The organism is Leptolyngbya cf. ectocarpi LEGE 11479, assembly GCF_015207065.1.
In the GTDB taxonomy this organism is placed as follows: domain Bacteria; phylum Cyanobacteriota; class Cyanobacteriia; order Phormidesmidales; family Phormidesmidaceae; genus Leptothoe; species Leptothoe ectocarpi.
Window position 1 is genome coordinate 1 of the sequence record NZ_JADEXP010000023.1, and the last position, 20382, is coordinate 20382.

Consider the following 20382-nt stretch of genomic DNA (forward strand, 5'->3'; position numbering starts at 1 on the left):
AGCAATGCCTGCAACGTCTTTGGCATTGGCACCCCAACCGTGGAGAAGAACGATTAGACGGCTGGCGTTAGATTCACCAGCGGACAGGGCATGAAGTGACATAGGCAGCAGTTGTGAGCAGACGGGTCGCTACGGATTTTACCGTAGACCTGAAAGCAGCCTATTGCTCCTTATCCTATTGCTAGAAAGCCTGGGGTCCATAGGTTATCGCAATGATAGCGAGATTGATGCGATATTAAATGACTGCAGCATGCCATCGACAAGACAAAATCAGCAATGCCCCCCCACAAGACCATAGAAGCTAGCACGATTGTAAGTACATCTGACCAGATAAATTTCATCAATACTGCACAAAGCCATAAAGGTCACTGCATTTGAAGCTATAGATGCCTTTGGGAGTTCCATGGGCTGTTGAGTCTTATTACATAGCTATGCAGTATTCCTTTTTTCAGAATGTGGTTCTCAAGACGGCTATGCCCGCTGTCTTACTGTCTCTTGTTTGGCAATCTCAGCAGCTGCCAGCCCGTGGAAATAGTTTGCCCGTTGCACAGTCTGCGGCTCAATCTAAAGTAACCTCCGCCCAAGGCTGGAATTCTGTGCTGCATGTGGCCCGTCTTTCAGAGCGTAGTCAGCAAAGCCTGGTCTTGCAGTTGGAAGTACTAAATAAGCCTCAGACAACCTATGCTAATGCGGTCTATCAAGTGTTTGCTAGAACTCGCGGTGGTCGCTGGCAGGAAATCCATACCAACCGAGGCGCGCGTTTGATTGAAGCCGCTAGTGGTAACTATGTTCTAACCTCTGAGGTCATTTCCATCGCCGAATTGGAAGAAGAACTGCGAGCGGAACTGGGCGATGATCTGCGTCTAGACGATGTGGAAATCAACTGTATTGCATCGGTCCGCTATGACCTAGCCGGTGGCGGACGGGATATCCGAGAAAGCTTTTCCTATAAGCAAAGCTATACGAGTATTGTCACCACGACTACAACCGAAATCACTCAAATCGTTGGATCGTCTACGGCTGTAGTCAATGACCACTGGGAAGAGCGTGGCGATCACAGACGCAACGGTCGCCGCCGTCGCCGCAACTGTAATCAAGGTATCGGGAATGGTCCCGAAGGCTGTGACCCAGGCAACTCTCGTCCCCACGGTGGTAGCAACGATGAGGGAGGACGTAGACCTGGTCGGCGGCGCTAAGGTTTTGTCAGCTTGGAGATCTGCTGAGTTCAGTCTCCAAGCTAGATCCATAATTTAAACCAACTGCTGCTGTCTGGTTTCGCTTAGCTCTATTGAGCTTTTATAGGTGGCAGCATATCGGCAATTTGAAGGGTCAAATCATCAAAGGCCAGAGGCGATACTTCTAAGTCATATTTCAGGCTAGAGTCTGCTACTTCAATAACGAGCAAGACTTCGCCAGGACTGGGATGGTGGGTGCTATAGGTCAGTGGGTCACGCACAGCATAGTTCCAATTTGCTACAGTTCAGACAAGTATTTGATTACGGGATGCAAGTAGCATGACTATTGCAACTCAGTCGCTGACACTTGAGACGTTTCTGGAATTGCCAGAAACTAAGCCTGCATCCGAATTTATTCAGGGCCGTATTTTACAAAAGCCGATGCCCCAGCACAGTCTGCTGCAAAGTACGCTTTGCGAAACGATTAACCAGGTGGCGAAAACGACCGGGCTAGCAGCCGCGTTTCCAGAGCTGCGCTGTACGTTTGGTGGGCGTTCTATTGTGCCAGATATTTCAGTCTTTCGTTGGGACCGTATTCCCCTGACCGAGACCGGTCGGATTGCTAATCGATTTTTGATTCCGCCAGACTGGTCTATTGAAATCTTGTCACCGGATCAAAGCCAAACCCAGGTACTCAGAAACTTATTGCACTGCATTGAGCATGGCAGCGAGCTGGGCTGGTTGTTAGATCCGTCGGAAGATAGCGTCCTGGTGGTTGATAGCGAGCAGCGCATCCAGATTGTGACAGGTGAAGCGGAGCTGCCAATGTTAACGGATGTGGATTTATCCCTAACAGCTACGGATGTATTTGGTTGGTTGACGTTGAATTAAAAGGAAGTACTGGATGACGCTCTTTGGTGTTAAAGGGTAGGAATAAGCCTTACCCTAGCGGGCTGTTGATTGAGTATTTGAGGAATAAAAACGTGCGTCTGCGTTCTACCCTGGTAAGGTTGACCACCCCAAGAACGCAGAAATCCCATGACACGCTTAGCGCTGCTTAGTGCATCTGACAAAACAGGAATTGTCGATCTGGCCAAGGCACTGACCACAGAATTTGACTTCGACATTATCAGCAGCGGCGGCACGGCTCGCACCCTCACCGAGGCCGGTATTCCCGTCACTAAAGTCTCTGACTACACGGGCTTTCCCGAAATTCTAGGCGGACGTGTCAAAACCCTACAGCCTCGTATTCATGGGGGTATCCTCGCTCGCACTGATAATCCTGACGACCAAAAGGACCTGACCGATAACGACATTCGCCCCATTGATCTCGTCGTTGTCAACCTTTATCCCTTCGAACAGACCATTACTAAGCCTGACACCACGCTGACCGATGCCATTGAAAATATCGACATCGGCGGCCCTACCATGCTGCGATCGGCGGCCAAAAACCACGCCTACCTGACCGTGCTGTGCGACCCGGCTCAGTATGAGGGCTACCTAAGTGAACTACGGACCAATAACGCTCAGCCATCTTCAGAATTTCGGGCTGACTGTGCGCGTCAGGTGTTTTGGCATACGGCTACCTATGACCAAGCGATCGCAACTTACCTAACCGCACAATCCGACGGCACCACCAGCCAACGGTTTGCCCTCAGCGGCAGCCAAAAGCAAACTCTACGCTACGGTGAGAACCCTCACCAGCCAGCCGTCTGGTATCAAACCGGTAGCCAGCCCAGCGGTTGGGCCGCTGCCGAAAAACTCCAGGGTAAAGACCTCAGCTATAACAACCTGGTCGATCTTGAAGCAGCCCGCCGCATCATCGCAGAATTCCCCAGCGAAAACGGTCCTGCAGCTGCCGTGCTTAAGCACACAAACCCCTGTGGCGTCGCCATTGGTGACCCCATGGCAGCCACCTACAAACGGGCCTTTGAAGCCGATAACATCTCAGCCTTTGGCGGCATCGTTGCCCTCAATCAAACAATCGATGTGGAGACAGCTGAGTCGCTAACCCAAACATTTTTAGAATGCGTTGTCGCACCGGGCTGTGACCCAGCAGCTCGGGAAATCTTAGCGAAGAAGAAGAATTTACGAGTGCTGGTGCTGCCGGACTTACTCAACGGACCTAGCCAGACGATTCGGGCCATTGCTGGCGGTTTTTTGACCCAGACATCTGACGATATTCAAGAAGATGTCCGCCAGTGGAAAATTGTGACCGAACGACAGCCGACGGCAGCCGAGCTGACAGAAATGCTGTTTGCTTGGCGTGTGGCTAAGCATGTGAAGTCCAACGCCATTGTGGTTACTAATAAAAACACCACCGTGGGGATTGGTGCTGGTCAAATGAACCGGGTGGGTGCAGCAAAAATTGCTTTGGAACAAGCCGCCGAAAAAGCAGCCGGCGCTACGTTGGCCAGCGATGGCTTTTTCCCATTTGATGACTCAGTACGCACCGCCGCCGCCGCCGGTATTAAGTCAATTGTGCAGCCAGGGGGCAGTATCCGTGATGCAGATTCGATCAAAGCGGCGAATGAGCTAGGGGTGATGATGGCGCTGACAGGGACCCGGCACTTTTTGCATTAGAGCTAGTACACCGCTGGGTTCGACTTCGCTCACCCAGCTACAACTTCGCTCACCCAGCTATGGCTCGTGTTCAGTATTCAGCGGCCTTGGAATTTGAAATAGTCGAGGGGTGAGCGAAGTCGAAGGTATCGAGGGGTGAGCGAAGTCGAACCCCGGTGCCTAATTTCCCTTTAGCCACTTTTGCCCCTTAAGACGCTGTATCACATACATCACCATCAAATCCAAGGTGATGCGCCGCTCATCGCCCATAAACTGCTCGATGGTGCTGGGGGTGGACCCATTGGTTGCAAACGAATAGACCTTAGGTCCCTTAATGCTTTCTTCAAGAAAGGCAATGTTAAACTGTCGCGCGCCCTCAGCCCAGCGGCCAATCACCTGAGGGTAACTATCCTTGTCTACACCGATCACGTTGATGGGCTGCGTCTCAAAAGACAGCTGCAAGTCGTCCAGACCGTCTTCTTTGCCTAGGGCTGTTTCTACAGCAGGTAGAAAATGCTGTTCGATAAACTCAGCAAACGGTTTGTCTTCTAGCTTGGGTGGCTTTTCTTTTTTAGCTTTTGCAGGTGCCTTATCAGCGGACTTGGCCGCAGAGGCCTTAGGAGTCGACTCGTCTGCCATGCTTTTATCTATTTGTTTGGGTTCGAAGCATCGGTTAGCTCCAAACCAGGTCTTTTTTATAGTAATGGAACACCTCCCTAGAAGACAGATTCTAAAGGAGGCATTCGTAACTATTCAGTGAGTTGAGTCTAACTGAAATCGTTCTAGGACATCACACCGGCAATGGCTTGACGTACGGTGGCGGCATCTGACTGTTTGCTGACAGGCTCTAAACCAATAGCTTCTAAGTCAGCGTCTACCATCAGTTTGACCAAGCCTGGGAAGTCAATGGAAGGCTTCCACTTGAGCTTTTCTTGAGTATTGGATGGATCACCGATTAAGATATCCACCTCAGCAGGGCGAAGATAGCGAGGGTCAAACTTAACGTAGTCATGCCAGTCTAGATTGACGTAGGCAAAAGCAATGTCTAGAAATTCTTTAATGGTGTGGGTTTCGCCTGTCGCCACGACATAGTCACCGGGTTCATCCTGCTGCAGCATCAGCCACATGGCCTTGACGTAGTCTTTGGCGTATCCCCAGTCCCGTTTGGAGTCTAGGTTACCGAGGTAAAGCTCTTTTTGACGACCAGCCACAATCCGGGCAACGGCACGGGTAATTTTGCGAGTTACAAAGGTTTCACCGCGACGGGGGGACTCGTGGTTAAACAAGATGCCATTACAGGCAAACATGTTGTAAGACTCACGGTAGTTAACGGTTTGCCAGTGGGCATAGACCTTGGCGCAGGCATAGGGGCTGCGGGGGTAGAAAGGCGTGGTTTCTTTCTGGGGAATGTCTTGAACCTTGCCATACATTTCAGAGGAACCAGCCTGGTAAAAACGGACTTCCGCATGGGTGCGCTGCTGATAGTCACGAATGGCCTCCATCAGACGCAGTGCTCCCATGGCTACCGTATCAACGGTGTACTCTGGTGAGTCAAAACTGACGCGCACGTGGGACTGAGCGCCAAGATTGTAGACCTCATTGGGCTGAACCTGCTCTAAGATGCGCCGTAGCATAGTGCCGTCATTGAGGTCACCGTAGTGGAGAAACAGGCGGGCATCATCGCTATGGGGGTCAACATAGATATGATCGATGCGATCAGTATTAAATGTTGAGGTTCGGCGAATAATGCCATGGACCTCATAGCCTTTTTCTAATAGAAGTTCTGCAAGATAAGACCCGTCCTGGCCTGTAATCCCTGTAATTAGCGCCCGCTTAATCTGCGTCATATTGTCGGCTTCCTTCATCTATAAAAATTGCTAGTAGATAGTCTCAATTAACCCAAAATATGGGAATTGAGAGATGCTCTCATAATGGGTTTAATTTTTTGGTCATCACTACGTTAGCTTTAAAAAAATGTCCTTAAATCAAGAAAGTGTAAGGGGCGTATAAACCAAAAGAGGTTTTAGGCTCTGCGATCGCGTTCGATATCGTAGATTGCTTTTTCCCAGCACCATTGCTCAGAGCGATCGGGATTTTGAGATCGCACCCGCTGCACCAAGCGCGCCGCCACCGATTGATTGCCATTCACCAATCGCATCAGCCGCTGTCGGGTGGCCCGAGACACCCCCGATGAACCCGTGGGTAAAGACGGCGCTGTAAACCGAAGCGGCAACCGATACCCTGTCAGCCAGCAAAAAACCGCCATCACCAGTACCATGGCAAAAATGACTGAAAAGATGGATGACATAATCGATTTCCTCGAGTTTTACTTGCTTAATTACCTCTGAACTCACGATGAACTCAGTTGTTAGCAATAGCCAGTCAGTATTGGATTTTTGGTTTGGCTCACCAGCGGATAGCTTCCGCAAACAATGGTTTCGCAAAGATCCTGATTTTGATGCTCAGATCAAAAACCAGTTTTTAGATCTGTATTGGGCTATGGTAGCGTCCTCGGCTGAACCCTGGCTGAGAACGGCTAAAGCCAGCCTAGCTCGGATTATTGTGCTAGATCAGTTTGCCCGCAATATGTTTCGAGATACGCCCCAGAGCTTTGCAGCCGATCCACTGGCCCTGACTACAGCAGCCACAGCCATCGATCGAGGCTATGGAGCTGAGCTGCTACCTGTAGAGCGCATGTTTCTCTATCTGCCCTTTGAACATAGTGAGAATTTGACCCACCAAAACCAGTCCGTAGCGTATTTTGAGGCGCTGGTGTCACAGACACCGGATCTCGCCCATGTTTTAGACTATGCCCGTCGTCACCGCGACGTCATCGCTCAGTTTGGCCGCTTTCCCCATCGGAATAAAATTTTAGGACGTCAGAGCACTGAGGCAGAGCTGACGTTTCTTAAACAGCCGGGGTCTCGGTTTTAGGTTTTTCGTATTCAATTTCAACGGTCATGTGGACATTGCCTCGGGGCTGAAAATCGCCCTTGATTTTGAACTTTAAAGGATCGGCTACTGCCAAAAAATCATCCATGATCTGGTTGATTGATTCCTCATGGGAAATGTAGCGATCGCGATAACCATTGATATAGAGCTTGATAGCTTTTAGCTCGACTACTTTTTCGTTGGGGGTATAGGTAATGTAAATAGTGGCAAAGTCAGGATAGCCAGAAAAAGGGCACTTGCAGGTAAACTCCGGCAGCGTGATATTGACGTCATACTGGCGACCTGGCCGAGGATTTGGAAAGGTGATGAGCTCGTTTTCCTCAATCGCTCGCTCGCCGTACTTAATAGTCTCGGCAGGGGCACTGTCAGGAAGAGATGAGTTAGCCATAGATTGAAGAGAAAGGGGACCGTTCAAAAAACAAAATATGCAGAGTGGTGATTTTGCGAGAAACGGGGTACAACTAGACGTGCAATTATATGGGCTATTGGTCAATTAGCAGAGCGCTATCCCAGATGTAATTGTGTCTATAAACAGGGTTCTACAACAGGCATGCCTCACTGCGTTCGATCAAGCAACCAGAGCAAACGGCACCTGTTCACCATTCAAAGAACTTAGAGCAAATACTTGACGAATTGCATTGACGTTGCTCTAATTTGAACGACCCGATAGGGCGGTTTCCCGACTGTTTCCCGACTAGCTGCTAGTCGCCTTTGGTAAACAGCTTAGGGCAGCTGACTTGTGTTTCTATTGGAGATTTTTGGAACCGCTTATGAATCCTTCCCACAATGCTGACTCAGCGAGGAATCCGATGAGATCAGACTCCAGCTATGCTCCCTCAGTGCCTGTGTCAGTCTATCGCGAGTTGGCTGCCGAACTGCAGGCTACCAAGGCGATGGTGGATTCACTGAGTACTCAAAATAATCACCTCACCAATCAAAATCACCTGCTACGTCAAAACATTCATCAGATGGTACAGGTGGCGCTTCAGCTGGGTCACCATGCAGGTGTGGCTCATCCTGCCGAGGCCGAGATGACGTTCTCAACACCTCCTGTACAGACTCCTCCGGTCTACCCCCCCGTAGAACAGCTCCTAGAACCCCAATCAGTGATGCCGCCAGTGGCAGAGCCTGGTTCCTCTCAGCGTCCTAGGAAGGCTGAACTCTCTAAAATATTTACCGAGCAATCTGGAGAAAAGCGCCGCTACAGCCTGGAGTCAACGGTCAATGGCAGTATGAGCACCCTCTGGTTGATTGCGTCCATTGCCATTATTATTTTGACGGCATTTGGCGCAGGCTTTTTAATCATGCGTCCTTTGATCAACGATCGTTAGCCTGGCAGGCAGGTCGTGGCTGATGGCCCCTATTCCCCAAATCCGTTAAGGGATGTGGGAAGTTCGTCATCGCTTTGATCAAGTTGTAATCTAAAATTGACTACGCAGCAGATGCGTCACACCGTATCAATTGTTACGGTAAAACGTCTGCCTAACTCGCTAAACCTTGATATTGTGGTCCAATTTGAATGAGTTGGACCGGTGTGTGGAGCTTATAGATTTCCATGAAAAAAATAGAAGCTATTATTCGTCCCTTTAAGCTTGACGAAGTTAAAATCGCTCTGGTGAATGCCGGTGTCGTCGGCATGACGGTGTCTGAAGTGCGAGGGTTTGGTCGGCAGAAAGGCCAGACTGAGCGTTATCGGGGCTCCGAGTACACCGTTGAGTTTTTACAGAAGCTCAAGGTTGAAATTGTGGTGGATGACGAGCAGGTGGATGCCATTGTTGAGCAAGTGATTGCAGCGGCTCGGACTGGAGAAATCGGTGACGGTAAGATTTTTGTGACGCCGGTTCATGAAGTTGTACGTATTCGTACTGGCGAGAAAAACGCGGCAGCTGTCTAGTGTCGTCTGGCAGGCCATCGATTGATGAATTCTTAGCTGGCTACGGTCGGTTTGGAGTCAATCTGGGGCTATCACGTATTGAGAAGCTGCTCGGTCGTTTGCATCATCCTGAGCAGCAGGTGCCCATTGTCCATGTAGCTGGCACGAATGGTAAGGGGTCAGTCTGTGCCTATGTGGCGTCGGTATTGTCAGAGGCAGGGTATCGGGTAGGTCGCTATACGTCACCCCACCTAATTGGTTGGAATGAGCGCATCTGCCTTAATCAACGGCCCATTACCGATGAATCACTGTGGCAACATCTGAGGGCTGTAGTCGCCGCCATTGATGGTGAGGATTCGGCAACGCCGACTCAATTTGAGGTGTTTACGGCGGCGGCCTGGTCATACTTCGCGGCTGAGGCTGTGGATATTGCTGTCATTGAGGTGGGGTTGGGGGGCCGTTTGGATGCGACCAATGTGTGCCCTGAGCCATTGGTGAGTGCCATTGTCTCCCTGAGTCGTGAGCATTGGCAGCGTCTAGGCCCGACGCTGGCGGATATTGCTCGGGAGAAAGCAGGTGTGATCAAACCGGGGCGACCTGTGGTGATGGGTCCGCTACCGATGGCGGCTGATGCCGTCGTACGGCAGCGAGCTACGGAGCTGGGCTGTCAGCTCTATGAGGTCACTCCGGCCACGACAACGGCAGCAGACCAGTGGCGCAGTGGGATTGACGGTGAGTGGATTGACTACAGGTCGGGTCTGCTGGGGGAGCACCAGCGGGTCAATAGCGGGATTGCGATCGCAATCCTCCAGCTACTCCAGCAGCAGGGCTGGCACATTTCCACCACAGCTATCCAAACAGGCATGGCTGCAACCCAATGGCCAGGACGTCTGCAATGGCTGCAGTGGCAAGGGCAACAGCTGTTGATCGACGGTGCCCACAATCCAGCGGCTGCCCAAATGCTGCGCCGCTATGTCGATCAGCTACCCCAGCCGGTTACCTGGCTGATGGGGATGCTAGCCACCAAGGATCACGAAGATGTCTTTGCGGCCTTATTACGCCCTGGGGACACGTTGCACCTGGTGTCCGTACCAGGACATCAATCCGCTGCCCCGACAGCTCTCGCCCTGCTAGCCCAGAATGCATGTCCCCAGCTGGCCGCCACCCACTCCCATGAAACATTAGAAGCAGCATTAACGGTGGTGGCTGATGCTGATGCCCCCACCAAAGTGCTCTGCGGCTCGCTATACCTGATTGGTGATTTTCTAGCCCAAAGCCGCTAGACAACCTAGACAACTTAGACAAACCCGTGAGCCGCTAGTTCAGGAAACAGGCTTGCTTTAGGAACGCCACCCAATCTAATCGATACGGCTAGAGAGCCTAACGGTTATCCCACTCAGCCGCTGCATCTGCGATGGCCTCATCCACAGTTTTCTCGCCCAGCATGGTCGCCTGCAGGTTATCGTATATGGCCTTTTGCAGCTTTTTCACATCCTCTAATGCGGGAATTAATACCTCTGCATCGGCCAGCTGACTGGCACTAACAGTACGGGCAATTTCTATGGATGTAGCTCCGTCAGGCGCTGTGGTCAAGGTGCTATCGACGGCGGCGGCGGTGGATGGCAAAACATTGGCGGCCTGGGCAAAGGATACCTGATTGTCATTGTTGGTGACATACAGGGCAAACTTGACCGCTGCTTCCGGTACATCGGTGGAACGGGGGACCAGTAGGTTCATGGCAGCCACATTTTTTTTACCCGTCTTGCCTGTAATTTGGGGGGCTGCCTGGGTAGCCTCAGCGATGTCTGGCGCGTTGTTGGCGATATTAGCGAGGGCTTCGGCTCCGGAAGAGAGAAAGGCGGTTTCCCCTGCCTGGTATAGCTCAATAGCACGCCGATGCCCCTGGGTTAAGACCTCGCGGGGCAGTAATTCTTGCTGATAGAGATCGGTCCAATATTGAAAAACAGCTTTACCGTCAGGGGTATTAAACGCAGCGTTGCCGTCCGCATCTACCAGAGGCACACCCATTTGGATAAAGGACTGTAGAACATCAGCGGCATCTTCGGGTACAAAGCTAATAAAAAAGGCGTACTTCCCCGTTGTTTCCTTAATCTGTTTAGCGGCAGCGGCCAGTTCCTCATAGGTGGCGGGCGGTTCGCTGATGTCGGCCTGCTCCAGTAGCTCGGCATTAAACAGCGTTACTCGGGTGGTGAGATACCAGGGAAAGCCAAAACTATCCCCGTTAAGGGTGGTCGCCTGCCAAATTTTAGGCAAGTAGATGGCCTGCTCCTCGGCACTGAGCTGATCGTCAAGGGAAAGCCAGGCATTGCGGCTAGCTAACTGGGACGCAAAGTCAGGATTCAAGTTAACGACATCGGGAGCGGTGCCCGCCGACACCGCCGTTAAAATTTTGCTTTGCATGTCAGACCAGGGGACATCGACCCAAACCACATCCACCTCTGGATTAGCTGCTTCAAACTCGGCAATCAGCTGGTCAAAATAGTCGGTGAACTTGGGCTGCAGCTGCATGGTCCAAAATTCCACCTCCTGCTTCCCAGACTGCTCAGGACTACTGCCACCACAGCCTGCGATCGCAAGCACTATCCCGGCAGCGGCCCAGGATGCCATGCGTGATAAAAAGTGCCGACGTTGAGACAGTTTCATGATGGTTTTTTGCTTGCCCGGTCAGTTATGCCTAGAAATTATGCCTAGGGAGGTGTGCAGACACTGTAGACCAAGATGGTCAAATTGGGTGAACAGAAAGCTAATGCATCTTTACTCGAGCTGCACAGTCTTGAGCGCGATCGCGAGCCTGTTCTACGGTATCGCCTAAGGCTAGGGCCACCCCCATCCGCCGATTGGGATAAGCGCGAGGCTTGCCAAACAGCCGTAGCTTGCTGCTGGGGACGGTGAGGGCCTCCGCTATCCCGGTAAAGGTAGGGCCATTGCTGGCGACGCTAGCCAAAATCACCGCTGAGGCACCGGGACGAATTTGTTCGATTTCACCGATGGGTAACCCGGCAATCGCCCGCACGTGGAGTTCAAACTCCGACATGTTTTGGCTCACCATGGTGACCATGCCGGTGTCGTGGGGGCGGGGGCTGACTTCGCTAAAGTAAACGGTCTGTTCCTGGGTTGGATCACCAGCAATAAACAGCTCCACGCCAAATAGCCCTACACCGCCCAGAGCGTCAGTGATCGCCTTGGCAATCTGCTGACACTGGGCCAGGGTCTCTACACTGAGCCCGCAGGGTTGCCAGGATTCGCGATAGTCGCCCGCTTCCTGACGGTGGCCAATGGGGGGACAGAAGTGGGTGGTGGGCGTAGCACCCGCTATTTGGGGATGAGATCGCACCGTCAGCAGCGTAATCTCGGTGTCAAAGTCGACAAATCCTTCGACGATGACACGCTGGTCTTTGCCACGACCGGCTTCAAAGGCATAGGTCCAGGCGGCGTCCACATCAGCGGCGGTTTTGACCAGGCTTTGACCTTTGCCAGATGAACTCATCACGGGTTTAACCACACAGGGTAAACCGATGGTTGCGATCGCATCGCGGTATTCCGTCTCAGTGGCGGCAAACCGATAGGGGGATGTGGGTAACCCCAACTCCTCAGCCGCCAGCCGCCGAATCCCTTCACGGTCCATGGTTAACCGTGTGGCCAAAGCTGTAGGTATTACCCTCCAGCCCTCTGTCTCCAGCTCAATCAGAGTTTCTGTGGCCAGCGCTTCCACCTCCGGCACAATCAGGTCGGGACGTTCTTGCTCCACCACCTGTTTAAGCGATTGGCCATCCAACATACTCAGCACGTGGGCACGATGGGCCACCTGCATGGCGGGCGCATTGGCATAGGCATCCACCGCAATCACTTCAATACCCAGCCGGATTGCCTCCAGGGCCACCTCACGCCCCAACTCCCCAGAGCCCAGCAACAGCATACGTTTACCGCTAGCCGAGAGAGGAGTCCCCCAGACGACATTCCCAGGCTGATCTGCCACTTTTGCCATAATTATTCAGAAAAAAACCAACTTTTTTTAGAAATCGTGTGATCAATTTAGCCAATTGCGTGTAATATCGCTCGTAAAAAATCATCTTCTCTCAAACAAAATTGAAGCCGAGCCCAAAGCTCGCCAACCTAAAAAAGTTAAAAAGTAGGCAATCAGACACTGATGTTAAAACCTGAGAACAAAATCAAGTTGATTTTTTATGCGATTAACAATCTGCAATAAAATCTGCTAAGAAGATTCAATAAAGTCGTTAAAGCACCATGAGATCAGCCATTTAGCCATGGAGCAGACTCTTCTGCAGTCAATTTTTTTCGTTTGTAAGGTGGCCTAAAAATACAAATCAAAAAATGTACATTTTGTTAGCTTTTTAGGGCAGTATTGACACCAACCTCTGTATTGTTTGGCAGTAGCTAGCCATTTCTGCACAAATTGTGTACGATGCGTTAGCAAAAAATCAGACTAAAAAATTAGGCTCCGTCAACCGAAAAAACGTTTAGGCTATGCCTAACCGAAATTAGCTGGCTATGCCTAACCGAAATTAGCTGGCTATGCCTAACCGGAATTAGCTGGCTATGCCTAACCAAAAACCGCTCGACTATGCCTAACTAAGAAGTGCTCAGCTATGCCTAACTCAGATTACTTAGCTATAACCTAATTAAAAATTGATGGGCTATGTCTAACTGAAATTGCTCGGCTCCGCCTAGTTCAAATTGCCTTCCATGACCCGATAACATTGTGACCGGATAATGCTGTGAATAGTTTAAAGTCGCTATTTTCAAGAAAACCCCCAGGCGTTGGTGTTGAACTCACGCCCGAACGCGTCAACGTAGCTCGCCTGAGGAAACAAGGACAGAAATTAAAGCTAGAAACCCTGGCTTCTGCTGAAATTCCAGAAGGCATTTTTGAAGAGGGTCAAATTATTGATACGGCAGCTATGGCAGATGCCATTCGGTCTGCCTTGACGGAAAGCAAACTAAGGGTAAAACGGGCCACAACGTCTGTTCCTGGTCGAGCGATTACGCGAGTCATTCCGGTACCCGCAGAGTTAGACGACAATGAGCTGCGCGAGATGGTCCTCAACCAGGAAGCAAGCCTCTATCTGCCCTTCCCACGGGAAGAAGCTGATGTTGATTATCAAAAGCTGGGTTTCTTTGTTGACGAAGACGGCATCGAAAAAGTGCAGGTGCTCTTAGTCGCGGTCAAAAAAGAGGTAACCGATGCCTATATGGCCACCTTTCAACAAGCTGGCCTTGAGCTGGACGTGGTTGAAACCAGTAGCTTTGCCCTAATTCGTACCATCCGCGAGCAGCTGCGACAGTTTACGCCCCAGGAAGCTGCGGCCATCGTCGATATTCAGTTTGAAAGCACGGAAATCTCGATTGTTGTCGATGGTATTCCACATTTCTCGCGAACTGTGCCCATCGGAACGTTTCAGATTCAAAGTGCTCTGAGTCGCGCGATGAATTTACCGCCCACGCGTAATACAGAATTGCTCCAGGGGATGACGGTTCCAGCGACGCCCATGGACAGTATGGGAGCTCCTCAGATGGGAGGGGGGACTAATCCAGGAACAGCGGCCATGTTGCGCGTACTAGGCGAATTGTCTGATGAGTTGCGCCGCTCCATTGATTTCTACTTAAACCAGGGGGAAGACATGGAAGTTGCCCAGCTGCTACTGGCAGGACCAGGCAGCGCCATTGGTCAATTGGATGAGTTCTTTGCTCAGCGTTTAAGTTTGCCAGCGAGCCCGATTGACCCAATTGAGTCCCTGTCGCTGGAAGTGGGCGACGAGATTTCTGAGGCTCAACGGCCTGGTTTGGCAACGGTTCTTGGCTTAGGTCTGCGGGAGGTTTAGGGCATGTACAGCATTGATATCAACTTTCTAAATGATCGTGAAGAGCGTCCTGTGCTAGCCACACAGTCCTCGGCCATGGTCCGACAGACAACTAGCGATCGCACTCCCATTGCCATCGGTCTAGCCGTCATGATTGCAGCCTTAGCGGGTGTCGGTGGATTCTTTGGACTCTTGAAATATCAAGAATCCACTCTTCAAACACAACAGGCAGAGCTGGACGCCCAGCTAACAGAACTGCAAACAAAGCTAGAACAGGTTGATCGAATCAAGGCAGAAACCGAAGCCGCTCGCTCGGAAAGTCGAGCCTTGGCCCGTGTCTTTACTAAGATTCGCCCCTGGTCCGCCATCGTTAAGGACATCCAAAATCGGATTCCTACTCGGACACAGCTATCACAAGTTGCCCAAACAGCCGGTGAATCAGTTGCACCAGAAGCTGGAGGTGAACCGGTTGCACCAGAAGCTGGCGGGATAAACATCAGCGGTACGGCCTGTTCTTTTGATGACGTGAATGACTTCATGTTGACCTTGAAAAACTCACCCTTTTTAGAGAGTGAAACGGTCAAACTCACCACCTCTAGTTTGGGAAGTGAAGTGTTAGGTCGTTGTCCAGGCGAAGCTCAGCGTGATGAACCCACCCAGCTGGTTGATTACACCATCGCTGGCAACGTCAAGAGTGTATCTGCAGAACAGTTTGATCGACTACTTGCTGAACTTGAAAACCAGCAGGCATCCGTAGGTCTTTCCTCTAGGTTAAAAGCCCTTTTCGAGACAGGAGTGCTCCAATAATGACATTAAGCGGAGATTTTATACCAGCCGAAGATGACCTATATGATGAGCCCATAAACCCTGTTGTTTTTGGTATCGAACTCACCCCTAAGGTCTTGGGTATTTTGGCCGCCCTGGCTGGCATTGGTCTAGCCATATTTCTGTTCCAGCGATTTGTGCAACCTGTACGTCAAACCAACCAAGCCCTCAGAGCTACCATTGCTGAGAAGGAAAATCAGCTGGCCACCCAAGCTGAGCGACTAGAAGAGATTGCCAAGTTAGAAGAAGAACGAGATATTGCTCTGGTTCAGCGGCGTAATGTCTATTCTTTGTTTTCAGACGAGTCATCCATGGACACGCTGCTATTGGATATCAATCAGCGGATCAAAAATAGCAATGCCTCCATTGCCGCAGCTCGCAATCAGATTGAAGCCCGTGGCATTCCTCCAATTGTGGTTGAGGCCCAGCTCAGGAAGTTTGTTCCCAGTGAAGAGATTGTCATCGAAGATGGCAGTTTGGGAGCAGAGGTGGACGGATTGCTAAAGCGCCAAACCTACAGTGTTGAATTTGCGGGTGACTTTGCTCAGACCCAGTCGGTTTTAGGCAATGTTGAGCGGCTAGAGCCGTTGCTGCTACTGAGGAATTTCTCCCTGGCCTCATCAGAAACCGTAACTGAGACTGTTCTTAACAGCAGTGGTCAGGTGGTTGGACAACCCAAGCAAAAGATCAGTTCAACATTTGATATTGATGCATTAATCCCGACAGGTGATCCCAATGTGCCACCAGAAATTGCTCCGCCGCCTACAGCCGAGGGTGAAGAAGATCAGTCTGGAGGGGAGTAAACAGGCTTCATTCATAACCTAACTCGATCGCCTAAGATCCTAGTCCCTAAGACATTGACGTACGCTAATTAAGATTTAAGGAGTGAACTGTGAAACGCTTTTTCAAATTTGGAAGTTTAATTGCTGGCGGAGCTTTGAGCGTCCTCACGGCTCAATCTGCTGAAGCTGCCGCTACAGCAATTCAAAATATTGAACTCAACACCACTAAAACCGGCATGGAGCTCTTGCTCTCCACTAAAGGCGGAGACACTCCTCAGATCTTTGCTGTCAAGCGAGACAATGTTCTACAAGCTGACATTACCAACGCCCAGCTCGCTTTACCGCGCAGTAAAAGCTATAGCAAGCAAAATCCAGTTCCGACTATCGAGTCAATTCAGTTAGAAACCCTGAATGACAATACGGTGCGGTTGACAATTAAAGGAGATGATAAAGCTCCAATCGCTGATTTGAACAAAATCACCGGTCAAGGCCTACTTATTAGTCTAGATACCCGTCCCAATGCTGTACCACAGCCGAGTGAACTGCCTGAAGCTATTGAAACGGTTACTGACAGAACCCTATTGCCAGCCCACATCGCTCAAGCAGAGACAGAGACAGATGCAGATGCACCAGAGATCTTAGTGCCCAGTCCTGAGGTCATTATTGACGGTAACCCGGTAGTTGCCCCCACACTGAATGGCGCACCCCCGTTCTTACCTCAAGCGGTTCCCCCTCCGGTCGGTGACATTGCCGTCTCCGAAGTTGGTGCGGCTCTGGATGTGATTGACCTGGGTACTGCTGAGCGGGTACCCCGTTTAGTCCTGAGGGAGGCAACTGCTCGCGAAGCCCTGTCGTTACTAGCCCGTGCAGCTGGACTTAACCTAGCATTTACCGAAGCGGGAGCTGGTGATGGCGCTGCTGCTGCTGATACAAAGGTCACCTTAGACATTGAAGACGAGCCTGTACAGAATGTATTCAATTACGTCTTGCAAATCTCCGGGTTAGAAGCCAACCGTGTCGGTCGAACCATCTTTGTGGGGCCTCGGCTACCGCAGGCTGCTCGTAATTTGACCGTACGCAGCGTTCGTGTCAATCAAGTCGATGTGGCTACCGCCGTTAATTTCTTAGTATTTATGGGGGCTGAAAGTGCCTTTGCTGATGAGCAAGAAATTGAAGTCGTTGAGTCAACCATCGATGGAGTAGGTGACGATGTCGAACAAATTGAACGAACTGAATTAGAGACCAGCGTTGAAATTCTGCGCGCTGACTATCAAGATTCGCCGCCTCTGTTGCGAGGGCTGCAGGTAATTGGTGATGCGCGGACAAGTTCTATCACATTGGTGGGCACACCTCGCCAGGTAGAAATTGCTACAACTCAGCTGGTACAGCTCGATCTGCGTCGGCGTCAGGTTGCCATTAACCTACGGGTGATTGACGTGAATCTTTCAGCCCTAGAGCGGTTTGATACTAGCTTCTCCTTTGGCGTTGATGATACCTTTGCCAGCCAGGGTAATGGACTGCTGACTCTAGCTTTTAATAACAATCCTTTGAATGTGGCGAGAAACTTTATCGCAGCGCTTGAGGCCACCATCACAAATGGTAACTCCAAAATCATCACCGATCCCACGCTGATTGTTCAGGAAGGACAGGATGCTTCAGTTAACTTAGTTGAAGAGGTCGTCAATGAATTGACCACCGATGTAACCGTTGATGAAGGTACCATCGTTACTGAAACAGAAATCGAGCTGGTCGATGTTGGTTTAACGTTAGCCATTAATGTTGACCGAGTTGATGACAACGGCTTTGTGTCTCTTTCTGTAGCACCGACTATTTCTGCTCCCGGTGCACCGATTAATTTCCCTGCTAGTGAGAGCTTTGTGACTCCCATTTCAAGACGGGCTTTATCGTCTGGACAGATTCGGGTGCGTGATGGTCAAACCTTGGTGCTGTCCGGTATTATCCAAGACACTGATATTACTAGCATACGTAAGGTGCCAATTCTGGGAGACCTGCCCATTATTGGTGCGCTGTTCCGCGATACGGACACCACAACTGAGCGTCAAGAGCTAATCGTACTGCTGACTCCTCAGATATTGGATGACTCTGATGAAAGTATCTACGGCTACAGCTATACACCTGGCGAAGATGTTCGGGAATTGCTTGGCGAAGATGAGTAAGTTTTGTTAGTCTCCGTAACAATTGAAAAATCCTCTAAAAGCCTCTCCATCAGGAGCTTTTAGAGGATTTTTTGTTAGATAGCATACATTTGTTAAGGATGAATCGTATGAACTTTCCTAAAAATCGCTGAAATCCATATAAATTCAATGTTTTATAGATCCATATTGGTAAAGCACCCCTTAGAATGGGGCAGAGAAAACATGAGGTTTCAAGGGTTTCGGCGATCTGTTGAGAATTCCCTCATGATGCTTTAACGGTTGTCCAACGGTGGGCATAGTTCGTTCATTCATTGGTTTTAATCTGCTAGGAGACAAAGATGAATAAAGGTGAACTTGTGGACAAGGTGTCTGAAAAGGCATCAGTTACTAAAAAGCAGGCTGATGCAGTTATTTCTGCAGCAATTGAGTCCATTATGGAAGCAGTTTCTAGCGATGAGAAGGTGACTTTAGTGGGATTTGGCTCTTTTGAGCCTCGCCATCGCAAAGAACGTGAAGGTCGCAACCCTAAAACTGGTGATACCATGGTTATCCCAGCGACCACTGTGCCTGCCTTTTCAGCCGGTAAGCTCTTCAAAGAGATGGTTGCTAAAAAGTAAACAAATCACACAAAATCAAATTAATAGTATCGCTACGGCTTGTGAATCTCCACAGCGTTCTCTTGTGAGGGTATTGCTTCACTAAATGTGCTTTGGGAGGTTTTTAGCAGTGGCGATTCTTCTTTGTGTAGCGACAACTTGTAGCACTGTGCAACGTTCTTATGCTTTAGTCCCTTTGGCTCCAGCAGAATAGAAAGAATAGTGTGGGGTGATGGCAAACTATAGCACAGACTACGATTTAGCAATTTTAGGTGGCAGTATCAGTAGCCGTCTGGCTGCCTGCGCAGCGGCCCAGAAAGGTGCCCGAGTTGCACTGATTGAGCCCAACTGGCAGGTCAATGACACGGTCTGGTATACCTGGCAAGCTCTCTGTCACCTTGAATCAGCTCACCTTGAATCAGCATCGAACCGAAAAGTAGTCTGGTCACGACTATGCGAGCAATGGGACTATCAACGCGAGCATGGTGATTACACTGCGCTCTCCCCGGCAGTGCTAAGGTCTCAAGGAATCGATGTAATTCGTGAGCCGACTAGGTTTACACCAGAGCAATGCCTCACGTTAGAGCATCGTCAGCTGAAAGCCAGTCGCTATTTACTCACCGATGGCTATGGTCCAGGGATACCCACATCGGTAGTATCCAGCCTGGGGTCGAAATCCCGCCTATACTGCCATCAGCTGATGGAGTTAAAAGACATTCCTGAGCAGATAGCTGTGGTGGGGCAGGGGGCAACCGCCGTGGAGTGGGCCTATGCTCTGAGCTGGGTTGCCTATGTAACCCTGATATCTCCATCTAAACGACTTTTACCAGCGGAAGACCAGGATATTCAGCGGCTCAGTGAGGCTCAGCTCAGAAGTTTAGGGATCAAAATACTGATCTCAGATAGTTTGGCCTCGGATAGTTTCGCTGGAGATAGGGATACAGAAAACCAGACGGCACGGATTAAGGACGAGCAATGGGTGTTTACGCCCCCAGTCTACGGGTGGGAAAATTTGGGTTTAGAACAGCTGGATGTTTTACCAGGAGTCCCCATAGCGGTAAATCAACACCTACAGACACGATGCTCCGCTATCTATGCCAGCGGCAGTAGCCTCGGCGGAGAAAACCGCCCTGAGTTAACCCGGCAAGAGACGGCTATTGCTCTGGGGAATACTCTGTTTGGGCGACGATCTAGCATGCACTATGAGAGGGCATTTTACTCGATTCATATGCTGTCTCCTATTGGTCGCTGGGGCTTGACGGAACGCCAAGCCAGGGAGCGTTATGGCCATCGGGTGAAGATATTTCAATCCTGCTGTCTACCAGTACATGCGGACCATGTTGCCCAGACAAATTTTTGCAAACTTGTCACCGTAGAGGCACGGATTATAGGTGTACACCTGATGGGAAAGGAAGCGCCTGCATTAGTGACTACCCTTGGGAATAGTCCTACTATGCAAGCTATAAGCCAATGGGAAATGGCTGGCTCTCAACCAGGCACACTATTCAATGCTGTTTCTCAATCAATCGCCCAGTGGAAAAGCAACCGATGGAATGAGGGTCAATGGCGACGGGATTGGGCCGATAACTGGTTTAATATTCGGCGTTCTATGTAGAGACAG

20 protein-coding genes are annotated in these 20382 nt (G+C 50.4%); 13 read left to right on the plus strand and 7 right to left on the minus strand.

All coding sequences use genetic code 11. From position 1 onward, the window contains the following. Positions 1–431: 431 nt before the first annotated feature. Positions 432–1196 (plus strand): hypothetical protein, encoded by a 765-nt coding sequence (locus IQ260_RS04605; protein ID WP_193991365.1) that lies wholly within the window; start codon positions 432–434, stop codon positions 1194–1196. 89 nt (positions 1197–1285) lie between these two features. Here IQ260_RS04605 and IQ260_RS04610 read toward each other — a convergent pair whose 3' ends face one another. Next, positions 1286–1456: a hypothetical protein gene (locus IQ260_RS04610; RefSeq protein WP_193991309.1), complete on the minus strand. Its 171-nt coding sequence runs from the start codon at positions 1454–1456 to the stop codon at positions 1286–1288. Positions 1457–1514: 58 nt separating this feature from the next. Between IQ260_RS04610 and IQ260_RS04615 the strand changes: the two genes are divergently transcribed. Together IQ260_RS04615 and purH are read left to right on the plus strand one after the other, a co-directional pair. Continuing rightward, complete coding sequence (locus IQ260_RS04615; protein WP_193991310.1) at positions 1515–2066, plus strand: Uma2 family endonuclease; 552 nt, start codon at positions 1515–1517, stop codon at positions 2064–2066. A 147-nt stretch (positions 2067–2213) separates the two neighbouring features. Further along, entirely contained in the window at positions 2214–3758 is a 1545-nt protein-coding gene (gene purH / locus IQ260_RS04620) for a bifunctional phosphoribosylaminoimidazolecarboxamide formyltransferase/IMP cyclohydrolase (RefSeq protein ID WP_193991312.1), read from the plus strand. A 159-nt stretch (positions 3759–3917) separates the two neighbouring features. Here the strand turns inward: purH and IQ260_RS04625 are convergent, their stop codons facing one another. The 3 genes from IQ260_RS04625 to IQ260_RS04635 all read right to left on the minus strand — a co-directional run bounded on the left by IQ260_RS04625 (position 3918) and on the right by IQ260_RS04635 (position 6045). Further along, positions 3918–4376 (minus strand): DUF2996 domain-containing protein, encoded by a 459-nt coding sequence (locus IQ260_RS04625; RefSeq protein WP_193991314.1) that lies wholly within the window; start codon positions 4374–4376, stop codon positions 3918–3920. Positions 4377–4519: 143 nt separating this feature from the next. Continuing rightward, positions 4520–5584, minus strand: coding sequence for a GDP-mannose 4,6-dehydratase (gene gmd / locus IQ260_RS04630; RefSeq protein ID WP_193991316.1), 1065 nt, complete (start codon positions 5582–5584; stop codon positions 4520–4522). Positions 5585–5760: 176 nt separating this feature from the next. Then, a complete protein-coding gene (locus IQ260_RS04635) occupies positions 5761–6045 on the minus strand; it encodes a hypothetical protein (RefSeq protein WP_193991318.1) in 285 nt (94 codons plus the stop codon). A gap of 47 nt (positions 6046–6092) precedes the next feature. Here IQ260_RS04635 and IQ260_RS04640 point away from each other — a divergent pair, with 47 nt between their 5' ends. Next, on the plus strand, positions 6093–6671 hold the full coding sequence (locus IQ260_RS04640; RefSeq protein ID WP_193991320.1) for a DUF924 family protein: 579 nt from the start codon (positions 6093–6095) through the stop codon (positions 6669–6671). On the opposite strand, the gene queF is transcribed toward IQ260_RS04640, so the two are convergent. Continuing rightward, positions 6646–7077, minus strand: a complete 432-nt coding sequence (gene queF / locus IQ260_RS04645; RefSeq protein ID WP_193991322.1) for a preQ(1) synthase — start codon at positions 7075–7077, stop codon at positions 6646–6648. The genes IQ260_RS04640 and queF overlap by 26 nt on opposite strands. Positions 7078–7498: 421 nt before the next feature. On the opposite strand from queF, the gene IQ260_RS04650 reads away from it, so the two are divergent. The 3 genes from IQ260_RS04650 to IQ260_RS04660 all read left to right on the plus strand — a co-directional run bounded on the left by IQ260_RS04650 (position 7499) and on the right by IQ260_RS04660 (position 9845). Continuing rightward, positions 7499–8020, plus strand: coding sequence for a hypothetical protein (locus tag IQ260_RS04650; protein ID WP_193991323.1), 522 nt, complete (start codon positions 7499–7501; stop codon positions 8018–8020). Positions 8021–8244: 224 nt separating this feature from the next. After that, positions 8245–8583, plus strand: a complete 339-nt coding sequence (locus IQ260_RS04655; RefSeq protein WP_193991324.1) for a P-II family nitrogen regulator — start codon at positions 8245–8247, stop codon at positions 8581–8583. Further along, positions 8583–9845, plus strand: a complete 1263-nt coding sequence (locus IQ260_RS04660) for a bifunctional folylpolyglutamate synthase/dihydrofolate synthase (RefSeq protein ID WP_193991325.1) — start codon at positions 8583–8585, stop codon at positions 9843–9845. The genes IQ260_RS04655 and IQ260_RS04660 overlap by 1 nt, the downstream gene beginning before the upstream one ends. Before the next feature lie 97 nt (positions 9846–9942). On the opposite strand, the gene IQ260_RS04665 is transcribed toward IQ260_RS04660, so the two are convergent. After that, complete coding sequence (locus IQ260_RS04665; protein ID WP_193991326.1) at positions 9943–11226, minus strand: ABC transporter substrate-binding protein; 1284 nt, start codon at positions 11224–11226, stop codon at positions 9943–9945. A gap of 100 nt (positions 11227–11326) precedes the next feature. Continuing rightward, entirely contained in the window at positions 11327–12568 is a 1242-nt protein-coding gene (gene purT / locus IQ260_RS04670) for a formate-dependent phosphoribosylglycinamide formyltransferase (RefSeq protein ID WP_193991327.1), read from the minus strand. Between the two features lie 751 nt (positions 12569–13319). Between purT and pilM the strand changes: the two genes are divergently transcribed. The 6 genes from pilM (at position 13320) to IQ260_RS04700 (ending at position 20376) form a co-directional block, all read left to right on the plus strand. Beyond that, positions 13320–14423, plus strand: a complete 1104-nt coding sequence (pilM, locus tag IQ260_RS04675) for a type IV pilus assembly protein PilM (RefSeq protein WP_193991328.1) — start codon at positions 13320–13322, stop codon at positions 14421–14423. Between the two features lie 3 nt (positions 14424–14426). Then, positions 14427–15209, plus strand: coding sequence for a PilN domain-containing protein (locus IQ260_RS04680; protein WP_193991329.1), 783 nt, complete (start codon positions 14427–14429; stop codon positions 15207–15209). Continuing rightward, entirely contained in the window at positions 15209–16030 is an 822-nt protein-coding gene (locus IQ260_RS04685) for a hypothetical protein (protein ID WP_193991331.1), read from the plus strand. The genes IQ260_RS04680 and IQ260_RS04685 overlap by 1 nt, the downstream gene beginning before the upstream one ends. 89 nt (positions 16031–16119) lie before the next feature. After that, positions 16120–18186, plus strand: a complete 2067-nt coding sequence (locus IQ260_RS04690) for an AMIN domain-containing protein (protein ID WP_193991332.1) — start codon at positions 16120–16122, stop codon at positions 18184–18186. 317 nt (positions 18187–18503) lie between these two features. Continuing rightward, a complete protein-coding gene (locus IQ260_RS04695) occupies positions 18504–18782 on the plus strand; it encodes an HU family DNA-binding protein (protein ID WP_193991333.1) in 279 nt (92 codons plus the stop codon). 211 nt (positions 18783–18993) lie between these two features. Next, a complete protein-coding gene (locus IQ260_RS04700; protein WP_193991334.1) occupies positions 18994–20376 on the plus strand; it encodes an FAD-dependent oxidoreductase in 1383 nt (460 codons plus the stop codon). Positions 20377–20382: the final 6 nt, after the last annotated feature.